The 18648-nt window shown below is 70.5% G+C and carries 19 protein-coding genes; 14 read left to right on the top strand and 5 right to left on the bottom strand.

What is annotated here, in order from left to right:
• Positions 1-2 precede the first annotated feature (2 nt).
• From VZQ01_RS38015 to VZQ01_RS37995, 5 genes are all read left to right on the top strand, one after another.
• A complete protein-coding gene (locus VZQ01_RS38015) occupies positions 3-785 on the top strand; it encodes a thiazole synthase (RefSeq protein WP_074955609.1) in 783 nt (260 codons plus the stop codon).
• 29 nt (positions 786-814) lie between these two features.
• Positions 815-1450 carry a thiamine phosphate synthase gene (locus VZQ01_RS38010; RefSeq protein ID WP_223747711.1) on the top strand — a complete coding sequence of 212 codons (636 nt, stop codon included), beginning with the start codon at positions 815-817 and terminating at the stop codon, positions 1448-1450.
• Positions 1447-2481, top strand: coding sequence for a hypothetical protein (locus VZQ01_RS38005; RefSeq protein WP_223747710.1), 1035 nt, complete (start codon positions 1447-1449; stop codon positions 2479-2481). Before VZQ01_RS38010 ends, VZQ01_RS38005 begins: the two co-directional genes overlap by 4 nt.
• Positions 2482-2493: 12 nt before the next feature.
• Positions 2494-3399, top strand: coding sequence for a DUF4129 domain-containing protein (locus VZQ01_RS38000; RefSeq protein WP_426746089.1), 906 nt, complete (start codon positions 2494-2496; stop codon positions 3397-3399).
• 220 nt (positions 3400-3619) lie between these two features.
• Entirely contained in the window at positions 3620-4804 is a 1185-nt protein-coding gene (locus VZQ01_RS37995; RefSeq protein ID WP_223785202.1) for a DUF4350 domain-containing protein, read from the top strand.
• A gap of 57 nt (positions 4805-4861) precedes the next feature.
• Here VZQ01_RS37995 and exoP read toward each other — a convergent pair whose 3' ends face one another.
• From exoP to exoL, 5 genes are all read right to left on the bottom strand, one after another.
• The gene (exoP, locus tag VZQ01_RS37990) at positions 4862-6064 is read right to left on the bottom strand and encodes a spore coat polysaccharide biosynthesis glycosyltransferase ExoP (RefSeq protein WP_141324511.1); all 1203 of its coding nucleotides are present in this window, start codon (positions 6062-6064) and stop codon (positions 4862-4864) included.
• A gap of 63 nt (positions 6065-6127) precedes the next feature.
• Positions 6128-7189 (bottom strand): glycosyltransferase family 4 protein, encoded by a 1062-nt coding sequence (locus VZQ01_RS37985; protein ID WP_223747708.1) that lies wholly within the window; start codon positions 7187-7189, stop codon positions 6128-6130.
• Between the two features lie 8 nt (positions 7190-7197).
• On the bottom strand, positions 7198-7716 hold the full coding sequence (locus VZQ01_RS37980; protein WP_046714337.1) for a serine O-acetyltransferase: 519 nt from the start codon (positions 7714-7716) through the stop codon (positions 7198-7200).
• 94 nt (positions 7717-7810) lie between these two features.
• The gene (gene exoM, locus VZQ01_RS37975) at positions 7811-9331 is read right to left on the bottom strand and encodes a spore coat polysaccharide flippase ExoM (RefSeq protein WP_408890132.1); all 1521 of its coding nucleotides are present in this window, start codon (positions 9329-9331) and stop codon (positions 7811-7813) included.
• Positions 9328-10428: a spore coat polysaccharide deacetylase ExoL gene (exoL, locus tag VZQ01_RS37970; RefSeq protein ID WP_324289192.1), complete on the bottom strand. Its 1101-nt coding sequence runs from the start codon at positions 10426-10428 to the stop codon at positions 9328-9330. The genes exoM and exoL overlap by 4 nt, the downstream gene beginning before the upstream one ends.
• A gap of 400 nt (positions 10429-10828) precedes the next feature.
• Here exoL and ccmA point away from each other — a divergent pair, with 400 nt between their 5' ends.
• From ccmA to VZQ01_RS37925, 9 genes are all read left to right on the top strand, one after another.
• Complete coding sequence (gene ccmA / locus VZQ01_RS37965) at positions 10829-11488, top strand: heme ABC exporter ATP-binding protein CcmA (RefSeq protein ID WP_223747706.1); 660 nt, start codon at positions 10829-10831, stop codon at positions 11486-11488.
• A 41-nt stretch (positions 11489-11529) separates the two neighbouring features.
• Positions 11530-12198 carry a heme exporter protein CcmB gene (locus VZQ01_RS37960; RefSeq protein ID WP_141331437.1) on the top strand — a complete coding sequence of 223 codons (669 nt, stop codon included), beginning with the start codon at positions 11530-11532 and terminating at the stop codon, positions 12196-12198.
• 3 nt (positions 12199-12201) lie between these two features.
• On the top strand, positions 12202-12918 hold the full coding sequence (gene ccsA / locus VZQ01_RS37955) for a cytochrome c biogenesis protein CcsA (protein ID WP_223747705.1): 717 nt from the start codon (positions 12202-12204) through the stop codon (positions 12916-12918).
• 2 nt (positions 12919-12920) lie between these two features.
• A complete protein-coding gene (locus VZQ01_RS37950; RefSeq protein WP_141331425.1) occupies positions 12921-13103 on the top strand; it encodes a heme exporter protein CcmD in 183 nt (60 codons plus the stop codon).
• A 6-nt stretch (positions 13104-13109) separates the two neighbouring features.
• The gene (locus tag VZQ01_RS37945) at positions 13110-13607 is read left to right on the top strand and encodes a cytochrome c maturation protein CcmE (protein WP_267700642.1); all 498 of its coding nucleotides are present in this window, start codon (positions 13110-13112) and stop codon (positions 13605-13607) included.
• Positions 13604-15619: a heme lyase CcmF/NrfE family subunit gene (locus VZQ01_RS37940; protein ID WP_223747703.1), complete on the top strand. Its 2016-nt coding sequence runs from the start codon at positions 13604-13606 to the stop codon at positions 15617-15619. Before VZQ01_RS37945 ends, VZQ01_RS37940 begins: the two co-directional genes overlap by 4 nt.
• A complete protein-coding gene (locus tag VZQ01_RS37935; protein WP_223747702.1) occupies positions 15616-16170 on the top strand; it encodes a TlpA family protein disulfide reductase in 555 nt (184 codons plus the stop codon). The genes VZQ01_RS37940 and VZQ01_RS37935 overlap by 4 nt, the downstream gene beginning before the upstream one ends.
• A gap of 123 nt (positions 16171-16293) precedes the next feature.
• The gene (locus VZQ01_RS37930; protein WP_223747701.1) at positions 16294-17604 is read left to right on the top strand and encodes a zinc ribbon domain-containing protein; all 1311 of its coding nucleotides are present in this window, start codon (positions 16294-16296) and stop codon (positions 17602-17604) included.
• Between the two features lie 14 nt (positions 17605-17618).
• Positions 17619-18527, top strand: a complete 909-nt coding sequence (locus VZQ01_RS37925; protein ID WP_426746088.1) for a hypothetical protein — start codon at positions 17619-17621, stop codon at positions 18525-18527.
• The last annotated feature ends 121 nt before the right edge of the window (positions 18528-18648 follow it).

The raw sequence follows: 18648 nt of genomic DNA, 5'->3' as shown, positions 1-18648 counted from the left end.
CCATGAGCATCCAGGACAAGCCCTTCACCATCGCGGGGGTGACGTTCTCCTCCCGCCTCATCCTGGGGACCGGCAAGTACCCCAGCCACGCCATCATGAAGCAGTGCCACGAGTCCTCGGGCACGGAGATGGTCACGGTGGCCGTGCGCCGGCTGGACCTGAAGGCCACGGGCGAGGCGTCGCTCATGAGCTTCATCGACCGGCAGAAGCTGCGCCTGCTGCCCAACACGGCCCTCTGCTACACGGCCGACGACGCGGTGCGCACCTGCCGGCTCGCCGAGGAGCTGGGCATGAGCAAGTGGGTGAAGCTGGAGGTCCTCGGCGACGAGAAGACGCTCTACCCGGACGTCGAGGAGACGGTGAAGGCGGCGCGCATCCTGGTGAAGGAGGGCTTCACCGTGCTGCCCTACACCAGCGATGACCCCATCACCGCGCGCAAGCTGGAGGACGCGGGCTGCGCGGCGGTGATGCCGCTGGGCGCGCCCATCGGCAGCGGCCTGGGCATCCGCAACCCGCACAACCTGCGCCTCATCCTGGAGACGGTGAAGGTGCCCGTCATCGTCGACGCAGGCGTGGGCACCGCGTCCGACGCGGCCATCGCCATGGAGCTGGGCGTGGACGGCGTGCTGATGAACACCGCCATCGCCGGCGCGCAGGACCCGGTGCGCATGGCCGTGGCCATGAAGAAGGCCGTGGAGGCGGGCCGCGACGCGTACCTCGCCGGCCGCATCCCCCGGAAGGCCTACGGCTCCGCGTCCAGCCCCATCGACGGCATCGTCCAGTAGCCTTCTCCGCGGACGGACAGGACGCTCCCGTGGCGCCCACCCTCCCCCGGCTCGTCGTCATCACCGACTGGCGCCTTCCTCGGGGGCGCCTGCTGGAGGCGTTGTCTCGCGCGCTGGACGCGGGACCGGACGTCGCCGTGCAGCACCGCCATCCGGAGGCCACCTCGCGCGGGTTCCTCGAGGAGGCCCGGGTGCTCGCCGCGCTCTGCCATGCCCGGGGCAATCCGCTGTTCATCAACGGGCGGCTGGACGTGGCGCTGCTGGTGGACGCCCATCTGCACCTGCCCGCCCACGGGCTGCTGCCCGCGCAGGTCCGCCCTCGCCTGCCCGCGGGCCGACTCCTCAGCGTGGCCGTGCACGACGAGGCCGAGGCCCTGGATGCGAGCGGCGCCGACCTGGCCCTGGTGAGCCCCGTCCACGCGCCCGGCTCCAAGCCCGGGGATGCGCGGCGACCGCTCGGTCCCGAGGGGTTCCGTGCCCTTGCGGGCAGGCTCGGGTGCCCGGCGCTCGCGCTCGGGGGCATCACGAGCGAGCGGGCCCTTGCGCTGGAGGGCGCGGCGGGGGTGGCCGTCATCTCGGCGGTGCTGGAGGCGGAGGACCCGGCGCGCGCGGCGCGCACGCTGCTCGCGGCCTGCCCGCCCCGGGCTATGCTGCCGGTCCCGTGACTTCACCTGCCTCCGCATCCGCGCTGCGTCCCCTGGCCCTGGGGGAGCTCATCGACCGCTCCGTCACCTTCTGGCGCGGCCACCTCAAGCCCCTCTTCGTGCTCAGCCTGGGCTACTCGCTGGTCAACTACATCGCGACCAAGGGCGTGCTCCAGCTCACGCGGGTGCTGACGCCCATGCTGTACTCCCCCGACCAGCAGGTGCTGGCCCAGCAGAAGCCGTTCGAGATGCTGGGGCAGTCCGCCCTCGCCATGGTGCTGTGGGGCGGGATGTTCTCGTTCCTCATCTGGAGCTACTGGCTGGCGATGGTCGCCACCTCCCGCTTCGTGGTGTCCACGCAGCTCGGCACGCCGGTGAGCCCCGCGGACAGCCTGCGCCGCAGCCTCTCCATGGTGGGGCCGGTGACGGGGGCGTTCGTGTTGTCTTTGGGCTGGTCGCTGCTGGTGATGCTGGTGGCGTGTGTCCCCGGCATCATCGTGCTCGTCGTGGGCGGAGTCGTGTCGGCGATGGGCTCGCAGGCGCTGGGCGCGGTGGTGCTCATCCTGGGTGCGCTGGTGCTGGGCCTGGGCATGGTGGGTGCCATGCTCTGGTACTTCCTGCGCTTCCTGCTCTTGCCGCCGGTGCTGGCGATGGAGGACCTGGGCGCGTGGGCCGCCTTCCAGCGCTCGGGGACGCTGCTGTCGGGGCGCGTGGAGCCGGGCTTCATGGGGCGCGTGGTGGTGCGGGGGATGATTCTCTTCACCGTCGTCAGCCTCATCCTGTTCTCGGTGCACCTGCTGTTCGGCATCCCCTCCTGGCTGGTGATGCTGCCCTACGGCAACCCGTTCTCCGCGGACACCATCGCCCGCACGCCCCAGTGGCTGCTGGTGCCCGTCGAGCTGCTCCAGGTCATGGCCCAGTCCTTCTTCTCCCCCGTGAACTTCGTCGTCTGCGCGTTCTTCTACCTGGACCTGCGCGTGCGCCGGGAAGCCCTGGACCTGGAGCAGCGGCTGGGCGGTGATACCTCACCGACGTCGCCGCTCGCCGCCTGACCTCGCGCGCCCGTGTCCGTGTCCTTCCTGCCCTTGATGCTCCTGCTGACCGCGCTTCCCTGCGAGGAGCGGGAGGACACGGCGCGCTCGCTCGAGGAGGCGCTGCGCGCGGGCCCCTCCGAGGTGTCCGCGTCACTGGAGCGACTGGAGCGGAGGCTCGGGGGAATCCCGCTGCCGCCTGCACCCGAGGACGCGACGGATGCTCAGCGCATCGAGCAGGTGACGGCGTTCCTCGAGCGCGCGTGTGGCTTGCGTGAACAGGAGGCCCGCTCCGGCGAGCCGGTGACGGAGTTGCCCGGGAGCGAGCAGCAGCGACTGAAGTCCGTGTTGGACCGGCCGGAGTTCGCTCGCGCGCGGCAGCGGCACGGAGATCTGGTGAAGCAGTGGCTGCGCAAGCTGGAGGCGTGGCTGGAGGGACTGTTCGAGTCGCGCGAGGCCCAGGGCTTCGCGGTGGCGACTCGCACGGTGATGCTGGGACTGGCGATGGCGCTCGTGCTGTGGGGCGTGCTGAAGGTTCGCGCCATGCGTCGGGGGCGCGCTCCGGGGCGAGCACAGGACGGTGTCGGGCCCGCGGCGCCGCTCGTGCTGGACGCGCCACCGGAGCACCTGCGACGCGCGCGCACGGCCCTGGCGAACGATTCACGCGAGGCGATTCGCGAGGCACTGCTGGCCATGCTGTCCGCGCTGGAGGAGCGCCGGCTGGCGCGCCCCGATCGCGTGAAGACGAACCGGGAGCTGGCCTCGGAGCTGCCGTCGCGAGGGGCCCCCGCCTCGCTCACCCGGGAGGTGGAGCGTCTGGTGGAGTGGTACGACCACGCCTTCTACTCCCTGGCCCCCGTCCCCGTGGACGAGGCCACGCGGTTCCTCGAAGCGGTGGAGCGGCTCCTCGGCACGCTCGGCGCGGAGGCGGCGGCATGAGATGGCCGACGACACGCAAGCTCGTTCCGGCGGCTGAAGCCGGACCTCAGTCGTCGCTGCGACCGCGTGACCTCGGCGGGTCGACGACACGCGACAGCCTCGCCGCTGAAGTCGGGAGCCTGTTTCATCCCGCGCGAAGTGCGCGTCCTCATGCCCCCTCTGCACGGCCCGGTGCCCGCTCCATCGCGGGCACCGCGCCTGGGGAGCAGGAGGTCACGCCGTGAAGAACGCACGGACGCTCATCGTCTTCGGGGTCCTCATCGCCATCGCGCTGGCGATGGGCCTGTCCACGCGCGCGGATGCACCCGACTCGCCCGTTCCCTCCGTGGAGAACACGGGCCCCCAAGGCGCCCGCGCGCTCTACCTGTTCCTCCAAGAAGGAGGACGCGCGGTCAGCACGCACCTCGCCTCCCTGGAGTCACTCGCCGCCGACACCCGGACGCTCGTGCTGGCCTCCCCCATCGGCAGCCCCGTGACGGACGAGGAGGTGCGCAAGGTCGAGCACTTCGTCGAGCAGGGCGGCACGCTCGTGTACCTGTCGACGCGCGAGCTCGGCATGCACCAGGCCGCGCTGGAGAAGTGGCTCCGTCTGGAGCCCGGTCCCCTGCTGCCCGCGAGCGAGCGCGGGCTCTCCACGGACCTCGCGGACGCGGGTGGAACCACGGTGGACGTGTGGCTGGGCGCGGGTCCCCTTCGCGGACTCAGCACGCTGCGCGTCTCCCAGGACCGCGGCATCCTCATGGAGCACCCGGACGCGATTCCGCTCGCGGGGCTCGGCGGCGCGGTGACGGTGTGGCGACGTGCGCTCGGACAGGGCGAGATCTACGTGCTCGCCGGAGCGGACCTCCTGGAGAACCGCCGCATCGAGCTGCTCGACAACGCGCGCTTCTGGAACGCGCTCGCGGCCCGGGGCCCGCTCGTCATCGACGAGCACCACCACCAGCTCGCGCCCCCGCCTCCGCTGTCGCGTGGCATCTGGGTCTTCGTCGCGCAGGTCCTGGTCGTCAGCGGCCTCTACGCGTTCTCACGCGGCACGCGCTTCGGCGCGCCGAGGCCGGAGCGGGAGGAGAAACACCGCTCCGCGCTGGAGTACGTGCGCAGCATGGGCTGGCTCATGCGACGCGCGAAGGTGGAGAAGTCCCTGCTCCCCGAGCTGGACACCTCCCTGCGTCAGCAGTTGCAGGAGCGCCTGGGCATCTCCCCCACCCTCGCCGACGCGGAGGCCGCGCGGCTCCTCGAACAGGACGGCGGCATCCCCGCGTCGCACTACCTGGACGCGAAGGCGGAGCTGAACCGACTGCTCGGACAAGCCACCGTCAAGCCCTCGGACTACGCGCGAGTGGCCCGCCTCTATGCGCACCTGGAGCGCACCGTGGCGGGCCGACAATCGCTCAGCCGTTCCTGAGTCCCGTCCTCACGTGGACACCGGGCGCGAGACCACCGCGCCCGGCAGCCCCGACACTCAGAGCGACTTGCCCGCGGCCACCATCGCCGTGCCCACGTGGTGACGAATCTCGTCCACGCGCGCGTCCCAGCTCTCGTTGAAGATCTTCTCCGCGCGCTCGCGGCTGGGGCCCGGGCCCTCCGCGAGGCACTCGTCCACCTTGGCCACGAAGTCCTCGGTGGACTTGGCGATCTTGCACAGGCCCACCTTGCGGACCTCCGGCAGGTCCGTGGACACCACCGGCAGACCCGAGGCCAGGTACTCGCGCACCTTGAGCGGGTTGGCGTTCAGCGTCAGCTCGCTGATCTTGAACGGCATCAGCGCCACGTCGAACGCGCGGCTGTAACCCGGCAGGTCCGCGTACGCCTTGCGGCCGAGCATGTGGATGTTCGGCTCCGCCCGCAGCCGGGAGTCATCGCAGTCCGGCGTCGTCTTGCCGATGATGACCACCGAGCCCTCGGGGTGCGCGCGCGCCGTGGCGATGATGGCGTCCTGGTCCACCCAGTCCGCCACCAGCCCGAAGAAGCCGATGACCGGCTTGGGCAGGTTCGCGATGTCCGCGGGGATGACCGTCGTCGGATCACACGCCTTCACGAAGTGGCGGAAGTCCGTGCCGTGACGCACCAGCACCGTGCGCGGGTTGACGCGGGACTTGTTGTCCCTCAGACGCTCGGCGGACGTGATGCACAGGTCCGCGCGACGCAGGAGCCGGTCCTCGAGCTCCGCGATGTGCCGACCGTTGGTGTCGCTGAAGGCGGAGAACTCGTCCACGCAGTGGTAGACGACGAACTCCTCCCCCAGCGTGCCCGACACCGGCGCCGACGCGGGCAGGAAGCTCCAGGAGATGGGCCGCTGGAAGTTCAGCTGCTTCATCGCCCGGCGCACCTGCAGCCGGAGCAGCTCGCGGTTCGCCCCGCGCACCATCTCCGAGCCGTAGAACGGAATGGCCAGCGGCGACAGGACGTGGAGGTTGGGCTCCACCTCCCGCAGGCCCTGCGTGAAGCGCTCCAGCTTGGAGAAGATGCGCTTGACGTCGTGCGCGTTCGCCTTCGGCGCGCGGTTGCCGATGCTGTTCACCCAGAGGATGCGGTTGTCCCTGGAGAGGATCCGCATGATGTGGACCTTCGACAGCGGGTCGCCGTCCCAGTCGTTGGAGAACACCACCAGGTCGCGCCCTCGGAGCGCCCGGCGCGTCAAATCCAGGTCATCACTGCGACGCATCTCTCATCTCCCCTGTGTCTGAAGTCCTCGCGGGAGTCCCGCGAATCTCGTGTGAAGAACCGCTCATGCCGCGGGCGCCGCCTGCACGGGCGCGGACCGACGAGGCGCCAGCGCCTCGTACAGCTCCAGCAACACCGGCCCCACGTCGGGCGAGGCCACCTTCGCCGGCCCCGCCGCCACCGCCTCGCCGATGCTCGTCGCGAGCGACGCCGCGTCCCCCGCCCGGAACAGCCGCGTCCCCTCCGGCCGCGCGCAGACGTCGCTCGCCACGCAGGGCACGCCCAGGGCCAGCGACTCGCGCACGGAGATGGAGTCCCCGTCATGCGTCGTGGGCCGCAGGAAGACATCGCCGCGCGCGATGAGCCCCAACGCCGCGGGGTGGTCCAGCTCTCCCAGCACCTCGAGCTGCCCCGCCACGCCCAGCTCGCGCGCGTCGCGGATGAACTCCTCGGAGTCCGTCCCGGGGCCGAACAGCGCCAGCCCCACGTCCGGATGGGACTCCATCAACTTCCGCAGCGCCCGGAAGGCCACCTTGCGCCCGTACACGGGCGAGGGGTGGTGCGCCATCGTCAGCAACGGACGCCGCCGGGCCCGCGCGGCCTCCACCTTCACGGGCACCTCGCCCGCCTGCACCTGCGAGGCGCAGAAGGCGGGCTGCACCAGGACCTTCTCCGCCGGCACGCCGCACGACAGCAGCGCCTCACGCACCGCCAGCGAGACGGCGATGATGCGCGTGTAGCCCGCGAGCGCCACCCGGGCGAACGCGCGCCGCGCCGCGGACGCCGCCAGGTAGTCCGGCAAGAGCCCCGAGTGCAGCGTGATGAAGCGGGGCGCCCGACCCGCGGGCACCCCGGCCACCATGGCCGCGAGCAGCCAGGCCTTGGGGTTGTTCCCGCTGGTGTGGACATGCACCGTCCACCCCGAGGCGAGAAACCCGGTCAGCCTGAGGCCGAAGTGAGCGGGGCTTCGCACCGGGAGCACGTCCGGAACCGGCCGGCCGCCCTTCCCGATGTCCAGCACCTTCGCTTCGACCCCACGGCTGCGCAGGAACCGATGAAGTTGTTGAACGTGAATCGCCACGCCCCCGAACGGAGGCGGATGGTCTCCCACCAGGAGCACGCGCATGGCAGGCCCTAGCTCGGCACCGACGCCGAAGGAGGCACCGCCGACAGCGGCGAGCGACGCGGCAAGAGCCCCATCTCCCGCTGATACGTGGTCAGCGGATCCGGATCCTGCCGGATGACCCGCGCGGGGATGCCCGCCACCACCGAGCCCGGCGCCACGTCCTTGAGCACCACGGCGTTGGCGCCGATGACCGCGAAGTCACCGATGTGGATGTTGCCGAGAATCTTGGCGCCCGCGCCCACCCGCACGTAGTCGCCGATGATGGGCGCGCCCTCGATGCCCGAGCGTCCACCAATCGTCACCTGCTGCGAGATGAGGCAGTGGCGGCCGATCTTCGCCGCCTTGTGGATGACGACGCCGATTCCGCCGTAGCCCAGCTGCGTCCCCTCGCCGATGTCGGCCTCGTCCGGAACGTAGGAGCTGTGCAGGTAGTAGATGGCCTTGCGCAAGAGCGCGGGCAGCAGCGGAACCTTCTTCAGCCGCAAACCGCGAGCCATCCGGTACAACGTCATCGCATCGACACCCATCCACGCCTCCCCTGACCCAACCTCGCGACGGGGAGCAACCTAGGTACCGTTCCCCCGAGAGGGAAGTAGGCCCCAGGCGCATCCCGGCTTTTCCTCAGGCCGTCCTCCGGGGACGCAGGCCCGCGAGCACCGCCAGCGGCCGCACCCCCGCGACGTACAGCATCACCACGTAGCCCACCGAGAAGAGCACCCCGGCCACCGCCAGCGGCAGCACGCGCCAGAAGAAGCCCTGGGGCAGGTGCCCCCACGCCCCCTGCGCCGCCGCCCGGAGCACGAACACGGCCAGCCCCGCCGCCCCCGCCGCCAGCGACGCGCGCCCCAGCTCCCGCCACGGGATGACGTCCACCAGACGCAAGGAGCGTCGGGGCGTGGACAGCGCCGCCGGAATCCGGGTGAGCAGCAGCACCTTGCCCACCACCTCCGCCACCGCCCACGAGCCGATGCCGCCCATCATCCCCAGGTGCTTCACGCCGAAGTACACCAGCGGCACCGTCACCGCCGCCTTCACCGCGTACGACACGAAGATGGCCCGCGTCAGCCCGCGCGCCCTGAGCGTCCCGTCCATGGGCAGGATGGAGAGCACCACCCCGAGCACGCTGATGCGGAACACGGGAACGGCCGGCAGGAACTTCTCGCCGAACAGCGCGCCGATGAACTCCGGCGCCGCCGCGAAGAGGAACGCCGCGAAGGGCAGGAACACGTACGCCAGCTTCCCCGCCGCCTCGCGGAACGCGTCCACGCCCTCCTCCAGGCGCCCTTCCCGCTCCAGCTCCCCCAGGCGCACCATCAGCACCTCGCTGGTGGGCGTGTAGAGCAGGTCCACCACCGGCAGCTGGAAGCAGCCCACGCGGTACAGCGCGTACATCGCCGGCGCCACCGCGCCCGCCACCATGTACAGGTGCGCGTTCTGCTGCGGAATCGCCAGGAACATCGCCGCGCCGAACGGCGCCGCGTACGCCAGCTGCGCGCGCAGCAGCGGCCCGCTCACCAGGGGCCCCGTGACACCGCGCAGACAGACGACCCACGTCGCCACGAAGCGCAGCGCCGTGAAGCCGCACACCGCCACCATCAGCCCATGCAACGAGAAGCCCAGCAGCGGCGGCAGCACCATCACCGAGGCCCGCACCGCGTCCGACACCAGGTACACCACGGCCGAGGCCTTGGTGCGCCCCTGCGCCGTGAGCGACACCTCCAGCGGGAAGCTGCCCAGCAGGAACGCCGTGTAGGCCGCCAGCTCCCAGCGGTAGTCGAGCAGCCGCGGGTTGGAGAACCACCCCGCAACCGGGCCCATCAACGCGAAGACGAGCAGCGCGCCCACCACGCCCGCGCCCGACATGAACAGCAGCGTCTGTCCCAGGTACGGCCGCTTCTCGCCGGTGCGCGGCAGGAAGTAGTACAGGCTCTGCACCACGCCGAACGGCAGCACGTAGTAGAGCGTCGTGGCGATGAGGAACAGCTGGTAGTACGTGCCGTACTCGTCCAGGTTCAGCACCCGGGCGAGCACGAGCGGAATGGACAGCGTCAGCCCGGCGGTGAACAGCCGGGCCAACACCAGGGGACCGGCGCGGCCGAGGAACGAGCCCCCCGCCGCCGCCGGTGATGCCGCTCCGCTCACGGAGCCTCCTTCAGGGCCGCTCCGTCGGGCGTCGCCAGCACGTTGCCCATCAGGCCGCCGCGGAAGGAGTGCGTCCTGCGCCCCGGCACCGGGCGGCTCACGCCGAGCAACCCGAAGCAGTCATCCAGCTGGCAGCCGGTGAGCGGCGACGAGTAGTCCCCGAGCATCCCCAGGCTGAAGTTCTCCCACAGCACCTTGCGCTTGAGGGTGAACGGGTCCCCGCCGATGCGGTTGGGCAGGTCCTCCGTCGTCACGCCCGAGCGGAAGCCGTTCGCGGCGAGCACGCGGATGACCTCGTCCGAGTACCACCCGTTGCAGTACGCGAAGTCGCGCACCTGGATGCCCACCTCCGCCTCGATGGTCCGCTTGGACTCGAGGATCTCCTGCTCCACCACCGCCTGCGGCTCCAGCGTCAACACCGTGTGCCCCAGCGTGTGCGCGCCGAACTCGAACCCGTCGCGCGCCATGCGGCGCACCTCGTCCCAGTTCATGACGTCGCCCTGCTCGGGCACCAGGTCCTGGCCACCGCCGAGCTGCTGCTCCAGCGCGTCGATGATGGCCGTCAGCACCCGCGTGGGGTGCTCCCCGATGAAGTCATCCAGCGCCGCGGACACCGTCTTCTGTCCGGAGAGGATGGGGCCCAGCAGCTCCATCGACGCCTCCGGCAGCGCCGCGTACACCGGGTGGTAGTGCCGCTCCTGCGCGCGCCTGAGCAGGTGGAAGAGGCGGTCATGGTTGAACCGCCGCTTCGTGCCGATGAACGCTGTTGGCAGATAGGTGATGGCCGGCACGCCCATCTGCTTCAGGATGGGGTACGCGTACCGGTACACGTCCCGGTACCCGTCGTCGAAGGTGATGACGCACAGGTCCTTCTTCGCCACCCTCCGGCCCGACATCACGTCCACCGCGTCGCCAATCGACGCCAGCTCGAAGCCGGCCGCCGAGGCCTCCTCGAGATGACGCCGGAACGTCTCCTGGCTGATGAGCAACCCCGGGATGGAGCGCTGGAGCTCCCCGGTGAAGTCGCTCACCACGCGGTGATAACTCACGATGAGGATGCGCCTGCCACCCGACTGCACCCTCCGATAGGCCGCCATCGCCCGACGCATGCCGCTGTAGTGCAGCACGCCAGCGGTCGCCGCCTTGACCGCCCTCCGCAAGACCCTCGCCGTTGCCATCACGCCCTCCGCGGAAAAGGAACCCCTGGCCCACGTTCCCCTCAGGGAACTTCCAACTCGCGCGGGAGCCATTGCAGGGGTGATGCCATAGCCGATTCAGGCGCCTGACGTCCGCGCTCGGGGGGAAGCCCGGCGGGACGAGAGGGATGACGACGGCTGGACACGTTGCACCAGGGAAACACGGCGGACCACGCGGGCACACCGTGCCCCACCCATTGGAAAAACTTTCCTGTCTTCAGGGTCGCCCCACCCCTGGCCGGCCAGCCGCCCGGGTTTCACTGGATGACAGTTGCGATTCCGGATACGAACGAGCATCCCGATGACTCCCCACTCCGCCGCTGCCGCGCTCGCGTTGCATGACGTCAGCAAGCGCTATGGACGTCGCTGGGCGCTGGCGCGGCTGACGTACGCGCTCCCCGCCGGACGCTCATTGCTGCTCACCGGCCACAACGGCTCCGGAAAGACGACGCTGTTGCGCATGCTCGCCACCGCGCTGAGCCCCACCGCGGGCCGCGTGGAGGTGCTGGGCAAGGACGCCGTCGTGCACCGCGACGAGCTGCGCCGCGACGTGGCGCTCCTGTCCCACGCCAGCTTCCTCTACGAGGACCTCACCGCGCACCAGAACCTCACCGTGCTGGCGCGGCTGCTGGGACACCCCTCGCCGAAGGACGCGGCGGAGGGCCTGCTCGCACGGGTGGGCCTGGGCAAGCGCTCGGACAACCCGGTGCGCGGCTTCAGCGCCGGCATGCGAAAGCGCCTGGCCATCGCCCGGCTGCTGATGAAGGCCCCGACGATCGCGCTGTTGGACGAGCCCTTCGGCGAGCTGGACCCGGAGGGCATCCGGGAGATGGAGGGCATCATCGCCCAGCTCAAGTCGGGCGGCGTCACGGTGGTGTTGGCGACGCACCTCATCGACCAGGGGCTGTCCCTGTGCGAGGAGCGCCTGCACCTGCAGGACGGACGGGCGGTGTCGGCGTGAATCTGCCAACAAGCCCCCCGCGCCCCCGGCCCCTCGGCCTCATGGGCGCCACGCTGGCCCTGCTGCGCAAGGACCTGCTCATCGAGTGGCGCACCCGCGCGCGCCTCAACGCCATCGTCTTCTTCGCGCTGGCCACCCTGCTGATGTTCTCCTTCGCGCTGGGTCCGGACACGCGCCTGTTGGAGAAGAACGCCGGCGGCTACTTCTGGCTGGCCATCCTCTTCGCCAGCGTGCTCGCCCTGGGCGAGTCCTTCCGCGTCGAGTCCGAGAACGCCTGCATGGACGGCGTGCGGCTGGCCCCCGCGGACCCCCGCGCCATCTACCTGTCCAAGGCCCTGGGCAACGCGCTGCTCCTCGTCGCGCTGGGCATCCTGCTGTTGCCCGTCATGGTCGCCCTGTACGGCGTGCGGGTGGTCATGGGCGCGGTGGACCTGGGCAGTGTCCTGCTGCTCGGCAGCCTGGCCCTCAGCGCACCGGGGACGGTGTACGCCGCGATTTCCAGCAATGCCCGGGCAAGGGATGTGCTCCTGCCTCTGCTATTGTTCCCGCTGGTCATCCCTGCCCTGCTGTCCGCGGCCAAGGCGACCACCCTCGTATTGCAGGGAGACCCCATGAATCAGTTGGGCTCATGGCTGGGGCTTTTGCTCGGTTTCAATCTGATTTACTGGGGCGTGGGCTTCATGCTCTTCCCTCGCATCATCGAGGACTGACGGATGAACAAGCTCATCAAGTGGGGCCTCCCGGTGGTGGGCCTGGGCGTGCTCGCGGCGGGCTGGTGGTTGGGCCTGGCGTGGGCACCTCCGGACCGGGAGATGGGTGACGTGCAGCGCATCATGTATGTGCACGTCCCACTCCAGTGGATGGCCATGCTGGCCATGTTCCTGAACTTCGTGATGGCGGTGTCGCACCTGCTCAAGTCGAAGCCGGGCTGGAAGCTGGACTCGCTGGCGGAGTCGGCGGCCGAGGTGGGGCTGGTGCTGGGCGCGCTGGGCATGGTGACCGGGGCCATCTGGGGCCGCCCGACGTGGGGCGTCTACTGGTCGTGGGACCCTCGCCTGACGTCGGAGGCCATCATGCTGGTGACGTACACCGGCTACCTGGTGCTGCGGCGCTTCGTGGAGGACCCCGACAAGCGCGCGACGTGGAGCGCGGTGGTGGCGATTCTTGGCGCCATCAACCTGCCCATCGTCTGGTTCTCGGTGCGCTGGTGGAGAAGCCTGCACCAGGTGCAGTCGAGCCCGAAGACGGTGGATCCGCAGATGGTGCTGCCCCTGCGGGTGGCGGCCATCGGCATGCTGCTGGTCACCATCGCCCTGCTCATCCAGCGCTACCGCATCGCCCTGGCCGAGCGCCGGGCGGAGGTGGCCCTGCCGGACGCGCTGCCCGGTGCGGGCGCGCCGGATGTCCACAACACCCCGAAGGTGGCCTGACCATGACGACGCTGACGACGCTGGGAGTCCTCGCCCAGGCCGCGGGCCAGGTGGGAAGTGGCCGCATCCAGGGGGGCTGGGGCTATGTCTGGGCCTGCTACGGCATCACCGTGGCAGCGCTCGTGCTTTACTCGCTGTCCCTCTGGCTGCGCCGGCCCCAGGCCTCGCAGGACGCGAAGGAGTAAGTGGTCATGACGCCTGTCGCCCGTAATCGGATCTTCGCCCTGGGAGCCCTGCTCGTCGCGGGAGCTGGCCTGGGCTTCGTCGCCTTCGGCAACATCGGTGAGAACCTCGTCTACTACTGGAGCCCGTCGGAGATGCTGGCCCAGGGGGACAAGGCCTACACGGCCACCATCCGCCTGGGCGGCGTGGTGCAGCCGGGCAGCATCCAGTGGAACGCCGAGCACACCACCCTGCACTTCCGCGTCGCCAACGACGTGACGGAGGGCGCCGCCAGCGTGCTGGTGCGCTCCACGGAGACGCCGCCGCAGATGTTCCGCGACAAGATTGGCGTCGTGGTGGAGGGCACGTACGACGCCTCCGGCGTGTTCAGCTCCAACCGGCTGATGGTGAACCACTCGAACGAGTACCGCGCCCCCAAGGAGGGCGAGGACCCGAACAAGTGGCGTGAGACGCTGTCGGACAGCTCGACGACGGCGAGCGCGACGCCCGGAGCGGAGGCGCGGTGAACGGCTCGCTTGGATACGGACTGGTGCTCGGAGGGCTCGCGTTCGCGACCTTCGGCGCGCTGGTCGGCCTGGTCACGGGGCTGCGCCGCAGCGAGGCGGGCTTCCCGTGGGTGATGCGCGCGGTGTGGGGCTTCGCCGGCTGCATGATCGCCGCGAACCTGGTGATGGTGTACGCGCTCGTCTCGCACGACTTCAGCGTGAAGTACGTGGCGCAGGTGGGCAGCCGGGACACGCCGCTGCTCTACACGGTGGTGTCGCTGTGGAGCGCGCTGGAGGGGTCCATCCTCTTCTGGGGCTTCATCATGGGCGCGTACGTGGCGGCCTTCGCGTGGCTGCACCGCCGCGAGCACGCGCGCTACATGTCGCTGGCGCTGGGCACGATGCTGGCGGTGGGCGTGTTCTTCACGTTCCTCATCGCCGGCCCCGCCAACCCCTGGGGCGCCGTGTCGCCGGTGCCGCCGGACGGCCCGGGGCCCAATCCCCTGCTGCAGAACCACATCCTGATGGTCATCCACCCGCCCTTCCTCTACCTGGGCTACGTGGGCATGACGGTGCCGTTCGGCGTGGCGGTGGCGGGGCTTTTGCGCGGGGAGATTGGCGAGGCGTGGATGGCGCCCCTGCGGCGCTGGACGCTGGTCGCCTGGCTGTTCCTGTCCATCGGCATCATCCTCGGCGCGTGGTGGGCCTACGCCGTGCTCGGCTGGGGCGGCTACTGGGCGTGGGACCCGGTGGAGAACGCCAGCTTCCTGCCGTGGCTGACGGCCACCGCGTTCATGCACTCGACGATGGTGCAGGAGCGCAAGCGGATGCTGAAGCTGTGGACGCTGTCGCTCGCGCTGGCGTCCTTCGTGCTGACGATCCTGGGCACGTTCATGACGCGCTCGGGCATCTTCAACTCGGTGCACTCCTTCACCCAGTCGGACATCGGCCCCACGTTCCTGGTGTTCCTGGGCGTGCTGCTGGTGCTGTGCATCGGCCTGCTGGCGGTGCGCGGGCCGCTGCTGGTGCCGGAGGGCCGGATGAGCTCGCTGGTGTCACGCGAGGCGAGCATCCTGGTCAACAACCTGGTGTTCGTGGCCATTACCTTCACCGTGTTGCTGGGCACGCTCTATCCGCTGGTGTCCGAGGCGGTGCGCGGCGTGCGCGTCAGCGTGGGTGAGCCGTACTTCAACAAGATGGCGGTGCCGGGCGGCATCGCGGTGCTGTTCCTGATGGGCGTGGGCCCGGTGCTGCCGTGGGGCACGCCGGACAAGGCCACGCTGCGTCGGCAGTTCATCATCCCCGCCGTGGTGGGGCTCATCGTCACCGCGGTGTGCTTCGCGGTGGGGCTGCGCGGCGTCTACCCGCTGCTCACCTTCGGGCTCGCGGGCTTCGTCACCGTCATCACGGTGCGCGAGCTGGTGGCGCCGGTGCGCGTGCGCATGTCGGAGCGCAAGGAGGGCCTGCTCACCGCGCTCGTCACCAGCGCCACCAAGGCGCAGCGCCGCTTCGGCGGCTACGTGGTGCACCTGGGCATCGTCCTCATCATCGTCGCGGTGGCCGCGTCGTCCGCGTACGTCAAGCACACGTCCGGCACGCTGAAGAAGGGCCAGACGATGCAGCTCGACGGCTACCAGCTGAAGTACCTGGGGCTGATGAGCGGCGAGGAGCCGCACCGCACCTTCGTCGCCGCGCGCGTGGAGGTGACGACGCCGGGCGGCAAGGTCACGGAGATGAAGCCCCGGCTCAACTACTACGAGCGGAGCACGGACCCCATCGGCACGCCCGCGGTGCGCGAGACGGCCGGCGAGGACTTCTACGTCTCGCTGATGGCGTTCTCCGAGCAGGCCGGCAACGCGAGCTTCAACGTCTGGGTCTTCCCGCTCGTGGGGTGGATCTGGTGGAGCATCCCGCTGCTGGTGCTGGGCACGCTCATCGCCATCTGGCCGCGGCGCAAGGCGGCGGTGGCGCTGTCGAGCGCGGAGGTGGGCGCGAGCCTCGCCGGGGGTGACGCGGAACGGGGGGCGGCATGAAGCGCTGGCGCTACACGCTGGGCTTCGTCGTCCTCTCCGTGGCGCTGCTCACGGTGCTCTACAAGGGCTTCGGGCGAAACCCGCACGAGGTGCCCTTCATGCTGACGGGCAAGCCCGCGCCGGACTTCGTGCTGCGCTCGTTGGACACCGGCGAGAAGGTGAGCCTGGCGGACCTGAAGGGCCGCCCGGTGGTCATCAACTTCTGGGCGTCGTGGTGCGGGCCGTGCCAGTACGAGCACCCGGTGCTCGAGTGGGGCCAGCGCGAGTACGGCTCGCAGGCGGTGTTCCTGGGCGTGGTGTTCGAGGACTCCGAGGACAACGCCCGCGCCTTCCTGCGGCGCCAGGGGTACAGCTTCCCGCAGCTCATCGACCCGCGCTCGCGCATGGCGGTGAGCTACGGCGTGGCGGGGGTGCCGGAGACGTACTTCATCGACCCGGCGGGCACCATCCGTGGCAAGCACGTGGGGCCCATCGACCCGGAGTCGCTCACCCGGCGCATCCGCGAGCTGACCACGGCGAGCCCGTCCGCCGCCGAGGCCCAGCGTCCGTAGGAGCTGCAACCGTCACCCGCGCTTCACCTGGGGCCTCTCGCTTCCGGTGAAAACCTCGTGTTATTCCACGACTTGCGTTGACCGTGAGGGCTCCCCCCGCCCTCCGCACAGCAAGGTGGGTTCATGCGGTGCCCGGAGTGCGGTGAGTCCTCGAACGCGCGGCTGAAGTACTGCGAGAACTGCGGCGGCAAGATGCCGGAGAGCCCCCAGGGGCTGACGGGCTCGCGCCCCGCGCTGCGGACGAACTCCACGCGACGGGCCATGGAGGAGCCGTCCTACGCGGCGGAGATCCTCGACGAGGCGGAGGCCCACAGCCAGGGCGCCGCCTACGTGCCCGCGGGCAGCCGCGACACCGCGGAGGACACGGACCCGGGCCAGTCGCGCCCCGGCTACGACGGCCCCAGGTGGCTGGCGAGCGTGCCGGCGCACTCGCAGAGCATCGTGGGGCTCGCGGTGCTGTCGTTCGCGCTGGCGCTCTCCATCCTCCCCTCCTTCGATGGCGTGGGCGTGGTGGGCGCGCTGCTCGCGGTGGTGGGCGCGGTGCTGACGCTGGCGCGGGAGCTGAGGCTCGCGGGCGAGGCCCAGGGCGTCACGAAGCTCCTGCCGGAGGTGCTCTACCGCCCGGAGATTCCCGCGGCCTTCTGCGCGCTGCTGGCGGCGCTGAGCTTCCGCATGCTCGGGATGGGCGTGATGCCCGTGCTGTGGCTGCTGGCCTCCGGGCTCATCATCCATGACCAGTGGCGGAAGGTGATTGCCGGCCCCGACGGCGTGCTCGCGCGCTGGTTCGACCTGCGCCAGCTGCTGGTGATGCCGTCGGTGCTCACGCTCGGCGGCGTGGGACTGGCCTTGCTGACGCTGTTCGCGCCGTGGGCCACGCTCAGCACGCTGCCGGAGGTGCCGGACGCGCCCGTGCCCTCGGGTCCGCCGGAGCTGCGGGTCATCGGCGCGCAGCGGGCCGCGGATGACGTCCTGTACTCCGCGAACGCGGGCACCATCACCCTGACGGGCTGGGATTTGTCCGGCGCGGTGCTGGTGGAGCTCTTGCTCTTGTCGGTGCTGGCGCTGCTCGCGCTGAGGCCCGAGGTGTCCCGCCCCGCGTGGACGCGCTTCGCGCCAGTGGGCGTGCTGGGCGTGGGGCTCTTGTGGGCGCTGTTGCACCTGAAGCTGTCACCCGGGCCGCTCATCTTCGTCGTGGGCCTGGCGGCCATGGGCGTCCAGGTGGTCCGTCAGCTGCGGGAGTCAAGGGATGCGCTGGTCCCCGCGCCCGCGTATGACGACGGCCTCGACGAGACGGAGCGTGTCGAGGACCCGAACCCCGATGACATGTATCCGGACGACGAGGGAAACCCGGATGACATGGGCCCGGACGACGAGGGAAACCCGGATGACATGGGCCCGGACGACGAGGAGGAGCCCAAGCCTCGCGGCCGTTGAGGTAGAGCGGAGGCATGTCGTCCTCTCCTCCCCTCCCCCCTGGCGCGGTCGCCTTCGTGGACCGCTGGCGTGAGCTGTTCGATGCGCGGGACTGGGCCGCCCTGCGGGCCCACGAGCATCCCGACTTCCCGGGGTCAGGCCCGCCCAAGCAGAACGACAGCTTCATCCGCGGGCTCGGCACGAGCGGCTACCGGGTCGCGAGCGCGAAGCTGAAGCCCTTCGTACAGCCGAAGTGGTCCATCTTCCGCACCACGCGCCTGCACCCGCAACCCACGTACTGGTGTGACCTGGTGTTGAAGAGCGACAAGGGCCACCAGACGGAGGCGTTCATCGCGCTGGCGCCGTGGGAGGGCACCGAGGGCGCCTTCCGCGCGTCGTACTACGTCGAGCTTCCGCCGAAGAAGAAGGTCGCCCCGCTGGACCTGGGCAAGGAGCAGGCGCGCGTCTCGAGGTTCCTGGCCAAGGCGGTGAAGGACTTCGCGCGGAGCCACAAGGACCCGCGGCCCGTCCAGCGGCTGGCGCTGCGGTACTCCACCGACAATGGGGCGCTGAACGTGGGCTTCGACCTGAACCCGGAGTCCGAGCCGGGCGAAGGCATGACCCATGACGACTTCGCGGAGCTGCTCGTCCCCCGCTGGCCGGACGTGAAGGAGCACAAGCCGGCGCTGGTGGGCCTCGACGGCGTGAAGCTCGCGGCCCGCGAGGATGGGACGTGGGGCACCCCCGAGGCGCATGCGCGACTGGAGGAGCACCTCGGGAAGATGCTCGTCGCGATGCTGCTCGAGCTGCGCGACAGCGGCCAGCTCGAGGCCCTGCGCGCATCGGACACCGCGGAGCTCGGAGTCGAGGAGTCCGAGGGCCACTTCGGCTGGCCCGACTACGAGGAGCGCGGACGCGAGAACCGGCTGGTGGCGAAGCGCTGAGCTTGTCAGCCCCCGCGCGCCACGCGAAGTCCGACCATCCTGACGTGTCCGCCCTGGAGCCAGACACGTCAAAGGCTCGCGTGGCGTGTCATCACGCGAGCCCGATGAAGCTGCCGCGCGA

The organism is Myxococcus faecalis, assembly GCF_050039385.1.
GTDB classification, from domain to species: domain Bacteria; phylum Myxococcota; class Myxococcia; order Myxococcales; family Myxococcaceae; genus Myxococcus; species Myxococcus fulvus.
Note: the sequence above shows the minus strand (reverse complement) of the source record. Positions and strands in the feature narration are given on the sequence as shown.